Source organism: Paenibacillus sp. FSL L8-0663, from assembly GCF_038008125.1.
Classification (GTDB): domain Bacteria; phylum Bacillota; class Bacilli; order Paenibacillales; family Paenibacillaceae; genus Paenibacillus; species Paenibacillus polymyxa_D.
The window spans coordinates 3,480,361-3,502,258 of record NZ_JBBOYM010000001.1; the positions used below are offsets into that span (position 1 = coordinate 3,480,361).

A 21,898-nucleotide genomic window follows, 5' to 3' on the forward strand; every position below is an offset into this window, starting at 1 on the left:
AATCATTGGAGCTGACCCGCGATCTATCTTTAATAGATGATCACGGGCCAGCCTTTTTTGGGATATGGCCGCACATCATTACGAAGCTAGCAATTTAACTCATTACCCATCCAAGCCAAATGGCTAGGGGTACTAGCAATAGCTGAGCTAATAAAGTACCTGCCAAACGCGAGATGATCATCCAGCCGTACATGCTGTTCATCCGAGTTAAGGGTAGCTCCCCTCGTAGCGTTTTCTCCGACAGAACCGCCAATCTAGGATCAATTAACAAGGTCAGTAATACCGTTGCGACGCCATTGATTAGACCTGACGACATTGACATTGCTGTACCTTGTGCAGGCCACAGGAATGAAGCGTATAAAGCAGATACTACTCCTGTTGTATAAATCGCAGTAACGGTTATATTCAGAATAATTAGACGTTTGGGTATCGCTCCGCTAATCAATGAAGTAAGCATAGACCAGGTGGGACGTTTTATGTAGTAGCCTGCATGTTTCCAGCGACTTCGCAGCATTAAATGACGCACCAAAGCCGGAATAGATCCGGTATGCTCCAAATGCACAATCCATCTGGCTGACATGCGTACCACTGTTGGATACAGTAATATAGCAAGTATGGTTCCAACGGTTGCTGCCAGCAGTACCCCATGCATATATAGTTCCAGTCTAATATCCGTTCCGCCCACTTGTGCTGCAGCTTTAGCCTGATCGACCATCCCTCCGAGTAAAGGCCCCTGCGCCATGTTAGAGGTGCGTGAAACCAACAGCAGCATTCCCGCAACGGTTAACGCTAATCCAATCCGACGCGCTCGCAAACCACCAAGCCGCAGAGCATAGGACAAGCTATCTGTAGTATGAATGATGATAGTCAGCAAAAAAACAAAACCCCAGGCAAGCAAATGCTTCACTCCTTTTTCTGGTATTCTGCACACCATTATACGCTTTTTCTCAAGATACATTTTACAATATGTTCATTTCTTTGATTTCCGTTTGTTTAATCCTACAACGGGTAATACATAGTACATCATCTGCTATAAGGAGTGTGCAACTATGCCTTGGAACAAACATGATTACCCTCCATCCATGAAAAACCTGGAACCTCGTGTGCGAGAAAAAGCCGTTGATATTGCTAACGCTCTACTCCGTGACGGCTATGAAGAAGGTCGCTCGATTGCGATTGCCACTTCCCAAGCCGAGGAATGGAACGATAATCATCCAGCCGAGCAAGATGAGAAACAGTAGAAAAAATATAAAACGGACGCATTCAGTCTACTTTAAAACCTTCCTGATAGAAGCTGAATACAGCGAAAGGGTGTTACGTAAGAAGATTTCTCTCCTAACGTAACACCCTTTCCTTATTGACGAAGGCTGTGGACGACCGGCACTGTTTTGGCAACTACCTTTTTAGCGGGAATAGCCGCTGGCAGTACCTTTTTCACAGGTCGGTGCAGTTGGAACGTGGTCGTCCATGTAATTATTTTTCCGGCAAGCCACACAGCCAGTATTGTAAACATTGTTTCCTTCATAGGCAGATACAATAGTGATAATCCCAGTACGATGATGTCACTGACAATAAACACGTTGCCGATTTTCCACCCGCGCCACTCACTGATCAGCAGAGATAAGATATCATCGCCCCCGGTTGCTCCACCGAATCGCAGTACGATTCCGGCTCCCAAACCTGTAAGCACCCCACAAAGTAGAGCAGCTATCAGCAGATTTCCATGTAGATCTATAACCAGAGTCGAATACTTCTCAAATCCTGCATAAAACAGTGAAAAAGCGACGGCTCCGATTAACGCAAGCAGCATAAATCTTTTGCCCTTCAGTACCCATGCCAGCAATATGACGGGAATATCAAGCAGCAACATACTCCATGCTGGAGATATGCCAAACGCGTAATGTCCCAGCAGGGCCAAGCCTGCAAATCCGCCTTCTGACAAATGATTTTGGGCATTAATGTGATAGTACGTAAAAGCTAAAATGCATGTTCCGAGCAACATGACAGCAATCTGTCTCAATGCTCCATTGTTCACGATAGATTCGTAAGTTTTCCTCATACAGGCTCCCTCGGTTTCTCGTAAGTTTGATGTGGATGAACCCACTCTTACGGAAACTACCAGGTAAGATGTGCCTGGAGGACTTGGTCCTTCGCATGTACAATCCCCTCTTCCGCAGAGTTGGCTTTCGCAACTTGACGTTACTCCGCGGAAAAGCTAAGTATAAGACAGATCAAATCGTTTCCAAATCGTCCTTTGGGGAAGTATCCTTCGGGGACACATGGTATCCTGATCCTTTCTTTTGTGGAATAAAACTCCGACATTTCTGTGGTACATATAATTCTATAATTTATTATACCACACCTTGTCACCTGCTAAACAGCTTGCTTTTTTGCTGCACCATATTTTATTTTATGTGTGAGCATGCTTTATTGTATGTGTGAATTAACGCATTATACCGAAGGTTTGGCGAATGTACATTTAATATAACCCAAATCGTATTTTATTTTTGTTTAGATTATTATCCACTTAATTTGGCGGTTCTACGCTGATTGGCCATAAACACTCCTCCAAGTATAAGGACCAGCCCGGTTAGAACGTTCCAGCCGATATGTTCATTCAAGAGCAAAAAGCCCCATACAATGGCACTTACTGGTACAAAATACGTCACCGAAGAAGCAAATTCCCCACTCCCCCGCAAAATCATGTAGTTGAACAAAATATATGCTACTCCTGATCCCAAAACTCCCAGTCCTATAAGAGAACCCAATACACCTGAATCAGAAACAATCGACAAATCAGGTCTCTCCACCATTGCCATCATAATGCCACCCCCTACCGCCGCACCAAGCAGTGTCGCAAAGGTAGCCTGATACATGGAAAGATTGGAAAGAAAACGTTTGGAGAGCTGTGTTCCAAATCCGTAGCAAAGAGTCGCAAGCAGCATACACCCAAAACCCACAGGATCAACAGAAATAATAGATGCAGGATTAATACCCAATAAAATAATAATTCCTACAAAAGCGAGACCCATTCCTAACCACTGCATTCGATGAAAAATAGCTCCGAAAAAAACAAGCCCCACCAACATGGTCCATATGGGCGTGGTAGCATTCAATACAGAAGCCATGCTGCTAGCTATTCTGGTCTCGCTAAAACCGATCAATGTCCATGGCAAGACCATGTTGACCGAAGCTACCAGAGTAACCGATTTCCACGGAATGCTTTTGATTTTAAACGGCCTGCGCATAAGTATCATTAACAAGACAATAAAAATAAGCCCAAAGCTGGACCTGAGAAATACAATAGTCCACGGCCCTACCTGATGTAGCAACAACACCTTGATAAACATAAACGAACCGCCCCAAATGAGGCTCAACAGTAATAAAGCTGCATATAACGAACGTGACAATATGTATACCTTCTTTCTCCACTTTCTTAAGTTAAATAGTAAAGGCTGACCGCAGTCAGAACGATCTCCCCTTTTATGTAAGTTTTTATCCATTAGCTTAACATAAACTCTGTTTGACTGTCATTGGCGATAAACGTAAGATTCTTTACATAATGGCACATGGGTATCGCTCCCCATCACTTTTCCAATAATTGATGATTGCTTTAGCCATGGAAAAATTCCTATAATGAGGTATAAATAGAACATACGTTCTATATACTGATTATATATTGTATTCTTACTCGGAGTAAAGGAGATTTTTATGCCAAGCCAAAAGATACTGAACCACAAGAGCAAAGCTCCTTTACCTTCTGAAGAAGACACAGGGCTGGTCAAGATGTGTGTACTTTTAACTCTTGTTCTGGATGTGCTGGAACGAGACATTCGTATTATAAATACCTCTCCTCTAAAAATGCCCGATTTGTATGTTCGTAGCCTGACTGGAGTACAACAGCGCGTAGCTGTTCAATTAGCAGAGACAAAAGCGCGAATGAAAACACTAGGAATTAAAATTTACAGCGAAATCCGAAATCATGAAGGCGTAGAGGTTTTGTATGTATGCCGTGGCTATCAAAGGCGATTTTTCATGCTTTCATCCTTTGCTCGCAGCGAGGTCCGGCGGAAACTGGGACACTATCTAGGAATTGATCCGACGCAAGATTAAGCCTCCTTGTAATCTGGTGATTCAAGAATGGATAAGTCACCAGATCATGGATAAACTCAGTCCATTTGGCACACATTATGCCTATCTCATCCAAAAGGAGGTGCTCTCTTGGCTGGACATGACGCAACTTCCGTTGAATTAAGCAGAAATGTTTGAGCAGTTATCCATCAATCTGAATCTGATTCGCAAACAAATTGTCACCCCGTCACTGGTTGTACGCTCTTTATGTGGGATCTAAAACCCGAACTAAAATCGTTATTGTCTATGTTCAAGACTTGGCTAATCCTGAGCTGGTGAAAGCAGTGAAAACGAGAATTAAAGCAATCTCCTCCGATATGGCGCTCCCTCCCGTTTTTATTCAAGAATTTAAGGAGGACAATCCTTATTCTCTTCCCTCAATAGCTCAGACGGAACGACCGGATCGTGTGACCGCCAATCTAATGGAGGGACGGATTGCGATTTTGGCTGATGGTAGCCCAACTACTCTAAAAGCTCCCATCTCTTTTTCTGCATTTTACCAAAGCCCAGACGATTATCACGCTCGTTGGATTATTAGTTCATTTCTAAGAACGATTCGAATGACGAGCTTTTTGATCGCTTTTACGCTGCTTGCCATTTACATTGCGACGATTACTTTCCATCCAGCTATTTTGCCATTAGAGCTGGCGCATATCATCAAATAATAACTAGGAATTGGTTCTACGCCCAATAATTCTACTTATTTCCCCCTAATTGTGTTCCCTTTTTCTGCTGCTAATTCTATCCTATCTCTTCAAAAAAAAGGAGGGACCTGAAACATAAAAAAGAGCAGAGCGCTTGGAATGCTGGCTCTACTCATGTTTATAACAGGCTGCTGGGATCAGAACAATTTGAAGGATGCCCGATTGGCAAATGCATCGGCTTATGATCTCACTCCTGAAGGCGTGTTGTCGCAAACGCTAGAGACTGTAGATGATCCTCAAAGCAATCAGGAAAATGGATGTGATGCCTTTGGCGTAGACAGACAGTTGATCGCTCATCATCCAGTAGTATGGAAAAGTGTAGATTGGAATGAAGAATACCCCAATGTTCGTTTTCATCCGCAGGTCACTGTAGACATTGTTGGGAACGGCATTTTAAACTAAACCGTTCCTGTCGCTTAGTTTTTGGGTTGATCAGATATTATTTCTGGATAAGTAACTTCATCAGATTGGTTTTTTGGAGTCTCACTCTGGCTTTCCGATTCAGAAGGAGTCTCCTGTTCATTTTCAACAGAAGGTTGCGAAGTATCTGTTGATGGCACATCGTTGTTCTCATCAGGCATATCTACCTCTGTGTCTGCGTCAGGAATAGCAGGATCCGTTTCCTCTGGTGGAATTTTCTCTTGATCTATTGCAGGGACCTCAACCTCTGGGACTGCTTTTTCCTTGATATCTGGTTTGGATGGGACCACTGGTCTAGCAGAACGCGGAATCTGTTCTCTTCCAACCTCGGTAGGCACATATTTTTGATTAAACCAGTCAGTCACGAGTTGACCCGATTGACGGGAATAACGCCCTGGTAGCTTACCTGTAAGGCTAGAAACCGTAACTCTTACAACACCTTCCGGCTGTATAAAGTGCTTATTCTTAAAAAGCTCAGGCTGGTCCTTGACCGCCTCATTCATGATCAGTGCCCACACTGACTGTGCTCTGGAATGGCCTTCTTGAGATAGTGTATTAACCTGTTGGCGGTAACCAGCCCAGACGCCTAGTGTAACGTCAGGTGTATACCCCATAAACCACACATCACCAAAGTTTTGTGTCGTACCGGTTTTACCGGCGATATCAATGTCACCATAGCTTTTAAAAGCATTTTGCAGACGTTTGCCAGTTCCCCTCGGATCTGATATAACCGTTTTGAGCATATCCGTCATCAAAAATGCGGTTTGCTGCGAATATACACGTCTCGTCTGCGGTTTAAATTCATATACGATCTTCCCGTTGGCATCCGTAATTTTGCTGATCAGATGAGGTGCATTATATACACCCATATTGGGAATCGTTCCATATGCTGCGGTCAGTTCCTCGACGGATACCCCTTTACTTAGTCCACCCAAAACCCCTGTCTGTGCATGTTCATCCTGCGACTGAATGGTCGTAATTCCAAGAGAACGCACAAAATTCCAAGCGTTAGGAATTTTAACTTCATATAAGAACAGCCTCAGCGCAGGGATGTTGATTGACCGATTGAGTGCTTCACGGGCTGTCATAAGCCCCTCGTACCGTCTGTTATAATTTTTAGGAATATGATAACCTTTACGTCCGTCTTTCAATATGATTTGTGAATCATCAATAAGACCGGCTGGCTGAGTGTAGCCTTTTTCCAAAGCAGGTAAATAAGCAGCAATAGGCTTCATGGCAGAACCGGGCTGACGTGTCATTTGAGTTGCATAGTTCATTTGCTCGGTATTAAAATCTCTGCCCTCGATCATACCAAGTACAGCCCCTGTTTTATGATCAATCATGATTGCTGCAATCTGCTCTAATCCCTTCTTCTTACTGTATGGAGAAAAGTTTTGTGGATTGGCTGCAATCTGCCGCATATTATTATAAATTTTCTTATTTATCGTTGTATAAATTCGATATCCGGACCTTTGCAACTCTTCTCGCGTATTTTGAAGAAGCTCGGCATGCTCAGGCTTGGAAATTTCGGCTGGCGTGATATCCGGATTTTGCTGGAGCGCTAACAATTGGGCCGCTTCCCGCTCTGTCTCCAGCATCAAATAAGGGAATGTGTTATAACTTTTTTCGCGATGTGGCGCAAGAGTGGCTTTCACATCAAATTGAAGCGCCTCATTATATTCGGATAGCGTAAGTTTACCTGTTGCCAGCATTCTTCCCAACACGACACGCTGACGCTCCATCGCTTTATTGAAGCCTTCTTCATCAAAGTTCCCTTTACCATCAAAAGCGGAATAAACAGATGGCAGTTGCGGGAGACCTGCCAAATAAGCCGCCTGAGCAATATGAAGCTTATGTAGATCACTTACATTGAAAATTCCTAACGAAGCAGACTTGATTCCATATAAATTGTAACCAGCGGAACCATTACCAAAAGGCATTTTGTTTAAGTAAGCCGTTAATATTTTATCCTTGCCCATAAACCGTTCCATACGCAATGCTAGCAGCATTTCCTTCACCTTGCGGCTGTCCGTCTTATCCAGACTGAGAAAAACCCTTCGGGCTACCTGCTGCGTCAGTGTGCTGCCGCCTGTTTGGCGGTTTTCATTCAAAAGCTTCTGCTTAACGGCACGAGCTGTTCCCTTTAAATCCACACCACGGTGCTCATAAAATTGGCTGTCTTCCGTTGAAATGAGGGCGTCCACAATCGACTGAGGGACATCCTTCAGATCAACGAGCTGTCGATCCTCCTCCATGCGCATTCTTCCAACCGGAGTTACCTGATCATTAAAAAATACAAAGCTGGTCAGAGCGTTCTCATTTACCTTTTCATATATCAACTGACGTGATCGTACAGGTTCATCATGAACCAGTGCCGCTACATAGCCGGATATAAGACCTCCAGCAAATAGCAATCCAAGTACACCCGCAAACGAGAACCACTTGATATTAATTAGCAAAACTCTGCCAAAAATACGCCACCTACTGCGTTTTTGAGATGATGGTCGACGTTTTGGGTTCATAAAAATGGTTTTCTCCCCTCAATATTCATTCATTTCCACTTGTTTTTGCTCAAGATATTATGATACGCCATGTTAGGTTTTACGTAAACTCTAACGTTCCAAAAAATACATTTGTATTAGGAACACTTGTTCTGTATATAATACTACTATAAGAGTATACATTCAAGAATATTTTGGTAGGATGATCAACACCTATCAGGAGAGGAGGTCGAATTTTTGAAGGAACGCAGAAATAGAACCATATTCTTATCGGACTGCCAAAGTTTTTATACCAGCATCGAAAAAGCAGATGATCCCAAATACCAACATAAGCCACTCGTTGTGGCCGGTGACCCTGCACTTCGTTCAGGCATTATTTTAGCTGCATGTCCGCTGGCCAAAAAATACGGTATATCTACAGCAGAACGTCTGGGAGAAGCGGTGAAAAAATGTCCTGACCTTATCATTGTACGCCCGCGTATGCAGCATTATATCGATGTCTCATTAAAAATAACAGAAATCTATAATGAATATACGGATTTGGTTGAAGTTTTCAGCATTGATGAACAGTTTCTGGATATGAGCGGAAGTCTCTCTCTGTTCGGAGATCCGGTGAGTATTGCAAGTGAAATTCAGCAAAAGGTACTGGCACAAACAGGAGTATGGATTCGAATTGGCATCAGCTCCAACAAAATGCTGGCTAAAACCGCGACAGATATATGGGCTAAAAAAAATGACAGTGGCATTTTCTTGTTGCCTACATCCGATATTGCAGCGTTGCTGTGGCCTCAGCCAGTACGTCTTATGTTCGGCATTGGTTCGCGTATGGAACGGCATTTGGAGAAGCTTGGACTACACACCATTGGAGATATCGCACGTACCCCCTTACCCCGGCTACAGGACAGATTCCGGTCTCATTTCGGCAAGCAGTCCGATATTCAGGCAGAGGTGATATGGCGGACTGCTAACGGGATCGATCACAGCCCGGTCAAGCCGGAAACATTTAATACACCTCCCAAATCCATCGGTCATATGATGACTCTTCCCCGCGACTATCTCCAGCCTGCGGAAGTGGAAACCATCCTGCTTGAACTAACAGAAGAGGTGTGTCGGGACGCCCGCCGCAAAGGATATATGGGCTCAGTTGTGACTGTTCATTGTATATGCAGTCCCTACGAGGCACCAACTGGGTTCTCCCGACAAATGAAGATACCCGATCCTACAAACCATACCCAAAAAGTATATGAAACCGTTAAAAAAATCTTTTATACTTTTTGGAATCATATGCCCGTGAAGCGCGCAGGGGTTACTTTAAGCGGATTGGTGGATGATCAACTATATCAGTTGGATTTATTTGAGGATCAGGAGCGATCCCGTGCTTTGGAAAAGGTGACGGACACTTTAAAGGATCGGTATGGTCAGTCCATCATCATGCGAGCATCATCGTTAACAGATGCCGGGCAGGCCATGGAACGCTCTATCAAAATTGGCGGTCATTACAAATAAAAAGTCTCATGATAAGTGCACACTAGCTATTGCCCGGGGAATGAACTAAAACAAACCAAAAAGGATCGCCTGATATCAGGCAATCCTTTTTTTATCTGTGCTTCACAAAAAAACATGGAGAACGCTTTGAAGCACCTCTTCAAATAGCAATCAACGGAACATTCCCCACAGCTTGATTAGATGAAATGTATTGGACGGATCAATTTTTTGTGCCAATACGAAGGCGGTCAATTGCTCCTCCTGCGCAGCCGTCAAACGCTCGTTTAAAATAGCAGAAGTGGACTTCACAAGATGACGCACCTTAGCTTTATTTTGCAGGTCCGCTTTAGTCACACCTTCAATCTGCTGCTTAACCCGCTCCTTGAGCGCACGATTCTTCATTTTCAACTTAATCCGCTCCACCAGTTGCGGACTGATTCCATATTGCTGATAGCTCAATGTTGCCACACCTCCCATATCATTCGGTCATTCCCAAATATATGACGGCCAGCCTGTCCATTGTGCCTATCTGTTTAAAACGTTTAAAACAATCTCATAATTCATGGTGGATTAATCGATGAGATCCCCCTGAAAAATCTGCTCTTTTTGCAAATAACCGCGCAATGCTTCATACTGCGGAGATGTCCAAAAGGACGCATCCTTGATCAGATCAGTTGCATCCTCACGCGCCTTTTCCAGCACCTCAAAATCCGCTACCATATCTGCTAAACGAAACTCGGGTAGCCCACTCTGCTTGGTACCAAAAAAGTCACCCGGCCCCCTCAAATCCAGATCGCGTCTAGCCACCTCAAAACCATCGTCCGTATCGGTCATAACCTTCATCCGCTCCTGACCAACCTCCGACTTAGGGTCAGCGATCAATACGCAATACGAGGCATGTGCACCCCGTCCGACTCGTCCACGTAATTGATGTAACTGGGATAGTCCAAAACGATCCGCATCCATAATGATCATTAGTGTCGCATTGGGAACGTCTACCCCTACCTCCACAACCGTCGTTGAAACGAGCAACTGAATTTCATTCGCATAGAAAGAACGCATAACTTCTTCCTTTTCTGCGGGAGTCATCCGTCCATGTAATAGCCCAACGCGGTAATGTGGAAAAGCCTGCTGCATTTGAATATGCAAATCGATGGCATTCTGTACGTCTAGCTTCTCCGACTCTTCAATCAACGGACAAATCAGATAAGCCTGCCGTCCCTGGTCTACCTCGCGGGAAATAAAACCAAGTACCCGATCCATCAGTTCGTGCTTCACCCAATAGGTGGAAATTGGAATACGCCCCTTCGGCCGCTCTGACAACGTAGAAACATCCATATCGCCAAACGCAGTGATGGCCAGCGTACGAGGGATCGGTGTGGCCGTCATCGTCAGCACATCGGGATTATAGCCTTTGCGACGCAGTACACTTCGCTGGTTCACTCCGAATCTATGCTGCTCATCCGTTACAACAAGCCCAAGCTGACGAAAATATACATCCTCCTGAATGAGAGCATGGGTGCCTACTACAATGTCCAGCAGACCCATTTGGAGAGCAGCTAGCAGTTCCTTACGCTTCTTCCCGGTTGTACTCCCAGTCAGTAGACCAACGCTGATTTCAAAGGGCTCAAACAGCTTGTGAAGCGATCGCATGTGCTGCTCGGCCAATATTTCGGTTGGCACCATCAGCGCTCCCTGAAAACCGGAACGTACTGTGGCAAATAAACCGATGGCAGCAACAACTGTTTTACCTGACCCAACATCCCCCTGAAGCAGACGGTTCATACAATAAGGTGAGCGTAGATCGTGCAGTATTTCAAGCTCTACCTTCTTCTGTGCATCCGTTAATTCAAAAGGCAAAGCCCTTACAAATTCACGAATCGTGGCGTTATCCACTGTATGTACCACCCCGTCCGCTCGACCACGATTTAACGCCCGGAATGCCTGCATTTTCAGCTGAAATAAAAATAGCTCCTCATACACCATTCGCCGACGAGCCTCTTGCCCCTCGCGGTTGTCCTGAGGCTGGTGTATACCCGCAATAGCCTGCTTGCGCGGCATCATACTATATTTGCGTACAAGCAACTCAGGCAATATTTCGGGGATCATTTCACCAAACTGCTGGAGCGTCTGATTCATCGTTTTTCGCATCCAGCTTTGCGTAATCTTGCCGCCTATAGAGTACACCGGTTGAAGTGTCCCCGAGCGGGCTACTCCTTTATCAGGAAACTCAGAATCTGCAACAGTCATCTGCATACGTTTGAGGTCCCATTTACCAGTCACCACAATTTCACGACCTGAGGTTAGCTGCTCCTTCATGAAATGCCGATTAAACCACGTCGCGGTAAACATCCAATCCTCGGCCATCAATTTACAAGTCAACCTTGATTTGCGCCCGTAACGCTGAAGCACCGGAATGCCCATAATTTTGGCTTGTACCGTAATCTTATCTCCGTCCTTCACTTCGCTTAGCGAGCGCAGTCGGTAATCTTCATACCGAAACGGATAATATTCCAGCATATCCTGTATGTTAAAAATGCCAAAAGCGTGAAGCTCTCCCTCTTTGAGAGCACTCACGCCATGAATTTGTTTTAAAGGTATTTGATCCAATTGCAGCATATTACCTCTCATCTCCGGCCGGCCACACAAAAATGCCAATCGTTCCTGGCCCTACATGGGTCCCAATCACAGCGCCAAGTTCAGTATATATTCGATCTCCTAGCTCAAAATGCTCTGCCAGCTGAGCCACGAACGCTTCTGCCGCTGAGCGATCTGCCGTATGACCCACAGCAATATTAATTTTTTGGCCTTTTAAGTCCCGCTCCAGTAGTTCAATAATTCTCGCTGTCGCTTTTTTATGCCCTCTCGCCTTATCAACCGAATAAATAATGCCTTCTTTGTCAATCGAAAGTATCGGCTTAATGTTAAGCAACGTGCCCACCATTGCCGCTGCCTTACCAATACGTCCGCCTTTTTGTAAGTATTGCAGGGTATCCACCAGGAAATACAAACAACGGCGCTCTCCACGACGTTCCACAGCCCGAACAATATCAGCCGGGGAGTGCCCGGCTGCCGCTAGCTCTGCCGCATAAACCACTAGCATACCGTATCCGTATGAAGCTGATTTGGAATCCACCACAGTCACTCTATGTTCATGCTTCTCTAGCATGGATTTGCCCAGCAAAGCAGACTGATACGTTCCGCTCACACCCGAGGATAAATGGATAGAGATAACCTGACTCTCAGGGTATTGCTTCAACAGTGTCGTGTACGTCTCCAAAAAACGGGCTGGTGAAGGCTGTGAAGTCGTAGGCAGCTCATCAGCCCGCACCAGTTCGCTGTAAAACTGCGCCGCTGACATCTCAATGCCGTCCAGGTAAGCTGTGCTGCCGAACATCACTGTCAGTGGTACAACGACTATACCGAGACGGTCTGCTAATTCCGGTGGAATATCAGCTGTGCTATCCGTCAAAATGATGGTACTACTCATCAGTCAGACCTCCTTTTGTAGTGGACTTCCTTGGGGCGCAAAAGCACATCAGGTTTCCACTGAGAACAAATAAGGATAAATCGGCTGACCACCTTCATGAACTTCCACTTCAGCATCCGCATAATTTTCTTCAATCCATGCAACAAGCTGATCTGTGTCTTCTTGATTCGCGTCCGAACCTGTAAGAATCGTAACAATTTCATCGCCATTCACCAGCATTTTCGCTAGCAAAAGACGGGACGTTGCCATTAAGTGTTCCTCGGTCGCAACAATCTTGGAATCCTGAATACCGATGTAGTGCCCTGCTGTAATATGCAGATCATCAAGCGTCGTATCCCGTACCGCGTAGGTCACTTGCCCAGACTTCACCCGGGTGACTGCGTCACGCATATTGTCCTGATTTACCTCAAAAGCCTCTTCCTCCTGAAAAGCAAATGCTGCCGCAATGCCCTGAGGAATTGTTTTGCTCGGAATAACCGACACCAAACGTTCCATCTCTAGCAGTTCACGTGCTTGTTCTGCCGCCAAAATAATATTGGAATTATTCGGAAGAATAAAAATATGTTGAGCCGCAATCGAGCGGGCCGCATTAACGAAGTCCTCTGTGCTCGGATTCATTGTTTGACCGCCAGCAAGGACAACATCGACGCCTAAACTTCTGAAAATATCAGCAATTCCTTCACCGGAAGCCACAGCTATAAAACCAAAGGATGCCAGTTCATGAGCGGGAGGCTCAGACGGCTCTTCCTCACGTACAGGCTCTGTTGGTATTTCAGCAAACCACTCAGGCTCAGGAGCAACATCCATACCCGCAGACAACAAATCACGATGCTGCTCGCGCATATTTAAAATACGAATCTGTGTAATTTCTCCGTAACGCAGTGCCAAATTCAGTACTTCACCAGGAGCCTTAGAATGCACGTGAACCTTGATGACATCATCGTCTGAAATCACGATAATAGAATCACCATCTACAGATAACGCTTTCCGGAAGGCTTCCTCATCAAAATAGGTACCTTGCGCATCGCCCAGTTGTCGATTAATAAAAAACTCCATATCATACAAAAATTCAATATTATCCGTTTCGAGCTTCGCTTGCGCAGAAATCGGCGCATCTGGGGAAGGAACAACTGCAGGAGCAGTAGGTCTCTCCGATACGTGAGGAGCAAAAACCTGGCGTGCATTATCACTTTTTGCAATTGGAGACGTCACCAAGCCGCTTCCAAGATGCTGCATAAAGCCTTCATAAATATACACAAGACCTTGCCCACCCGAATCTACAACTCCTACTTGCTTCAGTACAGGGAGCATGTCCTGCGTCATGGCAAGCGTTTCCTTCGCTTTGGCAAGCACTTCTTCCATCAGTTCCGTGATATCGTTCGTCCGGCGCGAGAAAAACACAGCATGCCTAGCCGCTTCCTTCGCCACGGTAAGAATTGTACCCTCCACCGGCTTAACCACCGCCTTGTAGGCCGCATCCACCCCGCTCTGCAATGCCGATGCGAACTGAAGGGTATTCAATTCCTCGTATGGGGCAGCGTAACGGCTGAAGCCACGAAACAACTGAGACAGGATAACCCCTGAATTGCCGCGGGCTCCCATCAGCAAACCTTTGGATAATATGCCGGACATGACACCGATGGAGGAAGAATCCCCCCTCTTTAATTCCGTTACGCCCGCGCTCATCGTCAAATTCATGTTGGTTCCCGTATCACCGTCTGGCACCGGGAATACATTTAGTGAATTGACATGTTCCGCATGCTGCTGTAATTGTTCCGCCCCGGCTAAAACCATTGCGGTAAAATCTGTTCCATTCAAAGAACGATTACTCAAGAGAATTCCCCTTCCTAGCTTAATACACTTGTTTTACTATCAACCTTCACCACACCTTATTCAACTGTGCCTACAGGTTCAATTAAATTATACTAAAGCCAGACGACGAATACGAATGTCACACTTTCATAAGCTCTTGTACTCACGTCTGGTCGTTCTTCTACAGGTCATATACAATGAAAAACCAGTCAACTGCCCCACAATAAATCATCGGCTGGAATGATAACTATAGTCCCGCCTCTGAACCGCCGGCATGACTGGAATAAGAATTCACATTCCATTTAAATACAAAATAATCGCAACAATAACTATCCCATATTGTACTATAATGCGAAAGAGAAATAAATAAAGTTTTTGAATCAGTTGACGGAGCTTTTTTGACTATGATATTATATTTAAGTATTGTTTTGTTCAGGTTAGTGACTTACAAAGTCCGGCTGACCCAGTCGGCCTGAAGAGAGACCCGTTCCATATGGAATTTGGTTATTTTCAGAATAGGAGGTGGAATCATGTCTCGTAAATGTTCTGTAACAGGCAAAAAGCCTGGCAGCGGTAACCACGTATCTCACGCTAACAACCGTAATCGCCGTACTTGGGGCGTCAACGTACAAAAAGTTCGCATTCTCGTTAACGGTAAACCGAAACGCGTTTATGTCAGCACTCGTGCATTGAAAGCCGGTAAAGTGACTCGCGTGTAGTCGTAAAAAAATATCGTTATAAACAAAAGGCACCTCGTTTTAAACGGGTGCTTTTTTGGTTATTCGAAAAGTAATATCTGCCTAGTTCAGGAGAACAAAATGTCAGGCACCTTCCCGTGCGTTCTTATCTTTTACTACCGAGCTACCTATCTGTTCTGCCCGGGAAGCGTGCCCTGTGTACCTCTAGCTTTCATCCTACATCCTGTGTTTACATTACGTTGAATTCAGTTTTTCTGGAATGTATTCAAAATGGCTTTAACGAATCCACCCAGAAATTTTGGCAGCTTGATTGTGTAAAACTTCATGCCTCACCCTCCCCATCATCCTCCTGCATCCGTTCTCTGTAGTTTATGCAACCTGTCAAGGGTTGTTACCCCACAAAAAAAGGCTACATGAGAATCCCGCTCATGTAACCATATTTATGCACAACCATCCCAGGCTATACCATCAGACAAGTCCGCGAACATAGAGATATGCTGAGAGTATGAAAATAAACAGGATATAATAAAGTACGCTGCACACCACAAAACCTATTCGTAAACCACGCCGTTCATTTTTACGAAAATAAAACAGCACAACTAGAACAGCCAAAAGTGAAAGAACGGCATTCCAAGGAGCCTTCACAAGCGAGAAACAGCTAAGGGTCAACCCCGTCGCCATGCTCGCGACAGTCATCCACAATGCTTCGGTCAGCTTCACTTGGACAAACGAGCTGCACTGTCCCGAATCGTAGCAATAGCCGCTGCGCGGTCTGCTCTGCCGAATACCGCACTACCAGCCACCAGCACGTTAGCCCCCGCTTCAAATACGGCTGGTGCCGTCTCCTCCGCAATACCTCCGTCTACCTCGATATGTACGTCTGGACGACCCAATTCGTTCAACCAAGCACGGATTTGTCTGATTTTATTCAACGTCTCTGGAATGAAGGACTGTCCTCCAAAGCCAGGATTGACCGTCATCACTAGAATCATATCTACATTTGGCAGCACTTCCTTGATCGCGTATGGTGAAGTACCCGGATTGAGAGCCACTCCAGCCAGAGCGCCTTGCTGCTTGATCAAGTGAAGGACACCATGCAAATGAACACACGCCTCAGCATGAACAGTGATGATATCGGCTCCTGCTTTTACGAAATCGCCAATATAACGTTCAGGATGCTCAATCATCAGATGAACATCCAAGGGAAGAGTCGTATGCGGACGAATAGCCTGAACGATAGGTGGCCCCAATGTAATATTGGATACAAAATGCCCATCCATTACATCCACATGAATCCAGTCTGCCCCTCCTGCCGCAGCTTCCGCAACTTCACTGCCCAAGCGAGCAAAATCAGCGGATAAAATCGACGGTGCTATTTTTAACATATACTCAGTACCTCCGCTTTTTTTCTTTTAATTCCTGATAGAACTGCAAATAGCTATCATACCGTCCCTGTGAAATATGTCCTTCTTCCAGGGCCTCTCTTACTTTACAGCCCGGCTCGTGAATATGGGTACACCCCCGAAATTTACATCCTTCCGCATACTGCTGGAATTCACGAAAACAGGGAGATAGTTCATCCACACCCAGCTCCAGAAAATCCAACTGGCTAAACCCCGGCGTATCTGCTACAAACCCTCCGTTGTCTAAAGGAATAAGCTCTACATGACGAGTCGTATGTCTTCCTCGGCCCAGCTTATTGCTTATGGCGCTCGTCTCGAGCGTTAACCCAGGCTCCAAAGCATTAAGCATGGAAGACTTCCCTACACCTGACTGCCCGGAAAACACGCTGATTTGACCAGCCAACAGCTTCTTAAGCTCAACCGTTCCTTCTCCGGTACGGGCACTGGTTACCAGCACTTCATAACCGATCTTCCGGTACATTTCCTGAACGGTCAGCACGGTGTCATCCTCTGAAGGGCTGCCTTCATACAAATCGCGCTTAGTCAGACAGATAATCGTATCCAGCCCGGCGTGCTCAATATGGACTAAAAATTTATCCAGTAAAGGCAGGTTTAAATCCGGCTCACGTAAGGAAAACAGCAGCACAGCAAGCGTGGTATTAGCTACCGGAGGACGAATCAGCTCCGTTGTACGCTTTCTAATCTCCTTGACCATACCTTCCCCGTTCTCAGTCAGTTCGTAAACGACCCGATCACCGACAAGAGGCGTGATCTCTTTTTTCTTAAAAATGCCGCGTGCTCTGCATTGTACCGTAGCTTCGCCAGATACCGGACGCCCATCCTGATCCAGGCTGGAGACATAATAATATCCGCTAAGCGCCTTGACGATCAGACCTTCAGGCATGTGTAAGATGTCCTCCTTCATAATGTTTAAGTTTTATTGCGTATAGCAGGTTAAGCATCTCCTATTGCACGTTTACTGATGCTGAACAGCCTCAATCACTTTTTCCTTCTTTTTGTGGGAAGCGTGACCTTGGTTGTTTTTATGGCTAACTGCCAACTCACTGCGCGTAGCCCCCGTGGAATTCGTTCCAGGAACAAAGGCGGAAGGGTCACCATTACCTCCTGTGCCCTCCTGATTGTTCGAGTCGCCTCCACCGTCACCACTATCATTAGAAGATCCCCCGTTATCACCTTCCTCGCCGTTTCCACTTCCATTTTGCGAGGAATTACCATCAGGTGTATCCGTTGGTGAAGTTCCAGCAGGTGGGGCAATTTGAGGCATCGTCACTGTTCCATTTTTCGCATCAATATAAGAGACCGGATACGTATCAATAAAGTCACCATCTCTAAATACTGAGACAACACTGTCTTTGTTCGGAGCCATTAGCAGGTTGATAGTGAACACCTGTGTCGTATTAATTGTACGGCTTCCCCATTCCTGATTTTCTCCACGTGCATCCGTATAAGTAATACGAATTTTGCTGTTTTTACCCTCTTCCTTCGGTGCAACAGGCACATTAAATGGCAGCGTAATCGCTTCTGGCGGGTAACCAGTGCTTACATAAAACGTAATTTCCGTATTTGGTGGCAACTCACTGCCTGCCTCGGACGGCCATTGTTTGGTTACTCTTCCTTTTTCCTGCTCATAGCTAAATTCTTCTTTAATCGAGCCAACCTTCAGCCCTGCCTTTTTGACCTCATTTTCCGCTTGGTTCTGCGTTTTCCCTACGAGACTTGGCATTTTTACAGTGTCAGCGCCCTTGCTGACTGTGAGCACAACTTGGACTGAATCCTTATCAAATGGCTCATTTGCAGCTGGAGTCTGACTAAGGACGGTCCCAACGGCCTGATCACTGAACTGCTCATTTTGCTGAATCTGCGTCTCCTTAATTTGCTGGGCGGTCAGCAGCTTAACAGCATTCTCGTAGCTTTGGCCTTTTACATCCGGCATTGGGGTGAGCGGCTTGGCAATCCCGACTTTCAGACTAATCTTGGTTCCTTCCTTGACTAAAGAATCTGCAGGATAGCTTTGATAAAATACAATTCCAGGCGCGATCCCCTCTTTGTATTCATGCTGGATTGGCTCCTCAATGAGTAAACCCGCTTTACTGAGATTAACCTTCGCTTGGTCTTCTGTTTGTGTCAATACACCTGGTACTTTTACCTCAGGCACGACAAGTACACTTTGCACATAGTACACCACTCCGCCCATGCACAGAAGTAACACCAACACTAGTGTTACCCACAAGATCGCTTTTTTTCTATTTTTCTTGGACGATTGCTTGCTCGGAAGCTGTTCAGACTCACGCGGTTGGGCAGGTACATCTTCCCCGCTAGAAGACATCCCTAATTGTTGAGGCTTAATAGCCGGAATAACCCGTGTTTGATCCTCATCATCCAAATGTGTAAACTCCAGCTTGGATTCATTACGCCGTCCCGGCAGCAAACAGGTTTCCAAATCTTTTAGCATTTCATCTGCCGATTGATAACGCTCTTCTGGATTTTTGCGCATGGATTTTAGAATGACATTTTCCACACTTTGCGGAATCAACGGATTAATTTTACGCGGTTCCTCAAACTCCTCTTGCAAATGCTTGAGCGCTACACTAATTGGACTTTCTCCGAGGAAAGGGAGCTGCGCCGTCAGCATTTGATATAAGACAATACCTAAAGAATATAAGTCCGATTTTTCGCCGGTGACGACACCCTTTGCATGCTCAGGTGAAAAATAATGAACAGAACCTACAACAGAACCCGTCTGGGTAATGGTCGTTGACGTAACAGCTCTAGCAATCCCAAAATCGGTTACCTTAACCCGTCCATTACGTCCAATTAATATATTATGAGGCTTGATGTCTCGGTGAATGATCTGATTTTGGTGAGCATGCTCCAGCGCATCACAAATCTGGGAAGCAATCCGTACTGCTTCATCCACTTGCAATGGCGCACGTTCTTTAATAATCTCATTCAAATTTTTACCTTCGATGCACTCCATTACAATATAATGGATTTCATCCTCTTGGCCGACATCATAAATACTGACCACATTCGAATGCGAAAGCGAAGCCGCAGACTGCGCCTCACGCCGAAACCGGCGAATAAATTCCTCGTCATGAACAAATTGCTGGCGCAACACTTTAACTGCGACATTGCGATTCAGCAAAATGTCTTGAGCCTTGTACACCAGAGCCATACCGCCGCCACCGATACGCTCAATAATTTCGTATCTTCCCCCTAGCAGGTGCCCGATCATGCGTCACACCCCTTTTCATTCAATGAAACCGTGTCATCGGGCAATTCAAACAAAGCTACAGTAATGTTATCGTCTCCTCCGGCAAGCAACGCCAGATGTAGCAGACGATCCGCACGCTCCTCCAAAGGATTCTCTGCGGCACCTACTACTTTACTGATTTGTTCTTCCGTTACCAGATTGCTTAATCCGTCGCTACACAGTAACAGTACATCGCCTTTTTCCAGCGTAATGGAGTCAATATCCACTTTCACCTCGGAATCAGTGCCCAGCGCCCGTGTCAGTACATTGCGACGAGGATGGTTCTCCCGTTCTTCCTTACTGATCTGACCGTTTTTGAACAGCTCGTTAACCAAAGTATGGTCTTCTGTAAGCTGACGTACCGCTCCTTTGGATATGACATAGGCGCGACTGTCACCGATATGTCCGATAATTCCGGATGCGTCGTATAGTAAAACCGCAACAACTGTCGTTCCCATATTATGATACTTCTCATCGCGTGCAGCCGTCTGGAAGATGACTTCATTGGCATGCAAAATAGCGTCGCTGAGCGCCGCCGTCAAAGAATGTGCGGATAATCCGCTCTCCAGCGTCGCCAAATCAGCGGCAAGTGTCTCTACCGCAAGGCGGCTGGCCGTATCACCGGCCAAATGCCCCCCCATACCATCGGCAACAATCCCAAGAATATAGCCTTGCTCTAAGTGCCTGATCCAGGCAGAATCCTCATTCACCGAACGTACACGTCCGACATGGCTGACATGAACTGTTTTGATCAAATGGTTTCACCCCAACTCCATATGCTTTGCACGCAACTGACCGCAGGCAGCGGCAATATCGTGACCCTGTTCACGCCGGATCGTCACATTGACGCCTTTTTCGGCAAGAATACGTTGAAAATTAAAAATATCGCTACGCGATGTGCGCACATACTTGCGCTCAGGCACATGGTTGACTGGAATCAAATTAACGTGACACAGCATGTCCTTTAACACATCCGCTAGCTCTTCAGCATGTTCTGCCTGATCGTTTACCCCACCAATCAGGGCATATTCAAACGAAATTCTCCGCCCCGTCTTAGCAAGATAGTAACGTAGAGAATCCATAACATCCTTAAAGGGATAACGCCGATTTACAGGCATTAGCTTCGACCGAAGTGCATCATTAGGCGCATGAATGGATATTGCCAGATTAATCTGGGTATCCTCGTCGGCAAATTTATAAATATTCGGTACAATACCGCTGGTCGACACTGTGATATGACGTTGACCAATGTTCAGACCTTTTTCATGAACCATTGTACGCAAAAACGTCATGGTCGCTTCATAGTTTTCAAAAGGCTCGCCCGAGCCCATAATCACGATGCTGCTCACTCGTTCATTCGTTTTATCCAAAATTTTCTGAGCCTGTACTACCTGTGCAGTAATTTCACCAGCTGTCAGGTTCCGTTTGAGGCCTCCAAGCGTCGAAGCGCAGAAAGTACAACCAATTCGGCAACCCACTTGTGTCGTTACACAAATACTGTTTCCGTAATTGTGTCTCATAATGACCGTTTCAATGGCATGATCATCATGCAAACCGAACAGGAATTTTACTGTACCGTCCTTTGATTCCAACTTTGTAATTTCACTAAGCGTCACAAAACTAAATTGCTCCTCAAGCTTCTCTCTCAGCGCCTTGGGCAAATTCGTCATCTCGCTGAAATCATTGACCCGCTTCACATACAGCCAGTCAAAAATTTGTCCTCCACGAAAAGCAGGCTCGCCATTGTTCTTGGCCCAGTCCTGAAGCTCCTCCAAAGTTAAATCATATATAAAAGGTTTCATCAATGTTTGCACCCGTTCCTTCTTCATTAAGTTCTGTTTGATCGCAGATCGTATTTTTCATTCTTCCTATTTTAGCACAAATCCCTGAGGGGGTAAAAATTTTTCGTCTTCATGCAAAAAACCGCCGGAAATGTTCCGGCGGAATGTGGAAATGCTGGTGGGCAGCTGCATGGAATTC

20 protein-coding genes are annotated in these 21,898 nt (G+C 45.6%); 6 read left to right on the top strand and 14 right to left on the bottom strand.

Annotation, left to right across the window (positions count from 1 at the left end; genetic code table 11):
• Window positions 1–94: 94 nt before the first annotated feature.
• Window positions 95–898, bottom strand: coding sequence for a lipid II flippase Amj family protein (locus MKY75_RS15145; RefSeq protein WP_340887095.1), 804 nt, complete (start codon window positions 896–898; stop codon window positions 95–97).
• A 151-nt stretch (window positions 899–1,049) separates the two neighbouring features.
• Between MKY75_RS15145 and MKY75_RS15150 the strand changes: the two genes are divergently transcribed.
• Window positions 1,050–1,241 carry a hypothetical protein gene (locus tag MKY75_RS15150; RefSeq protein WP_029517218.1) on the top strand — a complete coding sequence of 64 codons (192 nt, stop codon included), beginning with the start codon at window positions 1,050–1,052 and terminating at the stop codon, window positions 1,239–1,241.
• A 113-nt stretch (window positions 1,242–1,354) separates the two neighbouring features.
• On the opposite strand, the gene MKY75_RS15155 is transcribed toward MKY75_RS15150, so the two are convergent.
• Together MKY75_RS15155 and MKY75_RS15160 are read right to left on the bottom strand one after the other, a co-directional pair.
• Window positions 1,355–2,059 carry a YitT family protein gene (locus tag MKY75_RS15155; RefSeq protein WP_029517217.1) on the bottom strand — a complete coding sequence of 235 codons (705 nt, stop codon included), beginning with the start codon at window positions 2,057–2,059 and terminating at the stop codon, window positions 1,355–1,357.
• A gap of 460 nt (window positions 2,060–2,519) precedes the next feature.
• Window positions 2,520–3,410, bottom strand: coding sequence for a DMT family transporter (locus MKY75_RS15160; RefSeq protein ID WP_340885794.1), 891 nt, complete (start codon window positions 3,408–3,410; stop codon window positions 2,520–2,522).
• A 301-nt stretch (window positions 3,411–3,711) separates the two neighbouring features.
• Between MKY75_RS15160 and MKY75_RS15165 the strand changes: the two genes are divergently transcribed.
• From MKY75_RS15165 to MKY75_RS15175, 3 genes are all read left to right on the top strand, one after another.
• On the top strand, window positions 3,712–4,113 hold the full coding sequence (locus tag MKY75_RS15165; RefSeq protein WP_049816977.1) for a hypothetical protein: 402 nt from the start codon (window positions 3,712–3,714) through the stop codon (window positions 4,111–4,113).
• Window positions 4,114–4,340: 227 nt separating this feature from the next.
• Window positions 4,341–4,796, top strand: coding sequence for a spore germination protein (locus MKY75_RS15170; RefSeq protein WP_340885796.1), 456 nt, complete (start codon window positions 4,341–4,343; stop codon window positions 4,794–4,796).
• Window positions 4,797–4,949: 153 nt separating this feature from the next.
• Entirely contained in the window at window positions 4,950–5,237 is a 288-nt protein-coding gene (locus MKY75_RS15175; RefSeq protein WP_340885798.1) for a Ger(x)C family spore germination C-terminal domain-containing protein, read from the top strand.
• 14 nt (window positions 5,238–5,251) lie between these two features.
• Here the strand turns inward: MKY75_RS15175 and MKY75_RS15180 are convergent, their stop codons facing one another.
• A complete protein-coding gene (locus MKY75_RS15180; RefSeq protein ID WP_029517213.1) occupies window positions 5,252–7,777 on the bottom strand; it encodes a transglycosylase domain-containing protein in 2,526 nt (841 codons plus the stop codon).
• A 216-nt stretch (window positions 7,778–7,993) separates the two neighbouring features.
• Here MKY75_RS15180 and MKY75_RS15185 point away from each other — a divergent pair, with 216 nt between their 5' ends.
• Entirely contained in the window at window positions 7,994–9,262 is a 1,269-nt protein-coding gene (locus tag MKY75_RS15185; protein WP_029517212.1) for a DNA polymerase IV, read from the top strand.
• Window positions 9,263–9,412: 150 nt separating this feature from the next.
• Here the strand turns inward: MKY75_RS15185 and MKY75_RS15190 are convergent, their stop codons facing one another.
• The 4 genes from MKY75_RS15190 to MKY75_RS15205 all read right to left on the bottom strand — a co-directional run bounded on the left by MKY75_RS15190 (window position 9,413) and on the right by MKY75_RS15205 (window position 14,564).
• Window positions 9,413–9,700 carry a stage VI sporulation protein F gene (locus tag MKY75_RS15190; protein WP_013310877.1) on the bottom strand — a complete coding sequence of 96 codons (288 nt, stop codon included), beginning with the start codon at window positions 9,698–9,700 and terminating at the stop codon, window positions 9,413–9,415.
• A gap of 111 nt (window positions 9,701–9,811) precedes the next feature.
• Window positions 9,812–11,860, bottom strand: coding sequence for an ATP-dependent DNA helicase RecG (recG, locus tag MKY75_RS15195; RefSeq protein WP_340885800.1), 2,049 nt, complete (start codon window positions 11,858–11,860; stop codon window positions 9,812–9,814).
• A 1-nt stretch (window position 11,861) separates the two neighbouring features.
• Window positions 11,862–12,731: a DegV family protein gene (locus MKY75_RS15200; RefSeq protein ID WP_340885802.1), complete on the bottom strand. Its 870-nt coding sequence runs from the start codon at window positions 12,729–12,731 to the stop codon at window positions 11,862–11,864.
• A gap of 48 nt (window positions 12,732–12,779) precedes the next feature.
• Complete coding sequence (locus MKY75_RS15205; RefSeq protein WP_340885805.1) at window positions 12,780–14,564, bottom strand: DAK2 domain-containing protein; 1,785 nt, start codon at window positions 14,562–14,564, stop codon at window positions 12,780–12,782.
• Between the two features lie 509 nt (window positions 14,565–15,073).
• Between MKY75_RS15205 and rpmB the strand changes: the two genes are divergently transcribed.
• The gene (rpmB, locus tag MKY75_RS15210; protein WP_013310881.1) at window positions 15,074–15,262 is read left to right on the top strand and encodes a 50S ribosomal protein L28; all 189 of its coding nucleotides are present in this window, start codon (window positions 15,074–15,076) and stop codon (window positions 15,260–15,262) included.
• A gap of 224 nt (window positions 15,263–15,486) precedes the next feature.
• Here rpmB and spoVM read toward each other — a convergent pair whose 3' ends face one another.
• The 6 genes from spoVM to rlmN form a co-directional block, all read right to left on the bottom strand.
• Entirely contained in the window at window positions 15,487–15,567 is an 81-nt protein-coding gene (gene spoVM, locus MKY75_RS15215; RefSeq protein WP_010345573.1) for a stage V sporulation protein SpoVM, read from the bottom strand.
• Between the two features lie 390 nt (window positions 15,568–15,957).
• Entirely contained in the window at window positions 15,958–16,626 is a 669-nt protein-coding gene (gene rpe / locus MKY75_RS15220) for a ribulose-phosphate 3-epimerase (protein ID WP_029517208.1), read from the bottom strand.
• Window positions 16,627–16,630: 4 nt separating this feature from the next.
• Window positions 16,631–17,548 carry a ribosome small subunit-dependent GTPase A gene (rsgA, locus tag MKY75_RS15225; RefSeq protein ID WP_029517207.1) on the bottom strand — a complete coding sequence of 306 codons (918 nt, stop codon included), beginning with the start codon at window positions 17,546–17,548 and terminating at the stop codon, window positions 16,631–16,633.
• A 72-nt stretch (window positions 17,549–17,620) separates the two neighbouring features.
• Window positions 17,621–19,900, bottom strand: a complete 2,280-nt coding sequence (gene pknB / locus MKY75_RS15230) for a Stk1 family PASTA domain-containing Ser/Thr kinase (protein ID WP_069012747.1) — start codon at window positions 19,898–19,900, stop codon at window positions 17,621–17,623.
• On the bottom strand, window positions 19,897–20,673 hold the full coding sequence (locus MKY75_RS15235; RefSeq protein ID WP_069012748.1) for a Stp1/IreP family PP2C-type Ser/Thr phosphatase: 777 nt from the start codon (window positions 20,671–20,673) through the stop codon (window positions 19,897–19,899). The genes pknB and MKY75_RS15235 overlap by 4 nt, the downstream gene beginning before the upstream one ends.
• A 6-nt stretch (window positions 20,674–20,679) precedes the next feature.
• Window positions 20,680–21,720 carry a 23S rRNA (adenine(2503)-C(2))-methyltransferase RlmN gene (gene rlmN, locus MKY75_RS15240; protein ID WP_029517204.1) on the bottom strand — a complete coding sequence of 347 codons (1,041 nt, stop codon included), beginning with the start codon at window positions 21,718–21,720 and terminating at the stop codon, window positions 20,680–20,682.
• Window positions 21,721–21,898 lie beyond the last annotated feature (178 nt).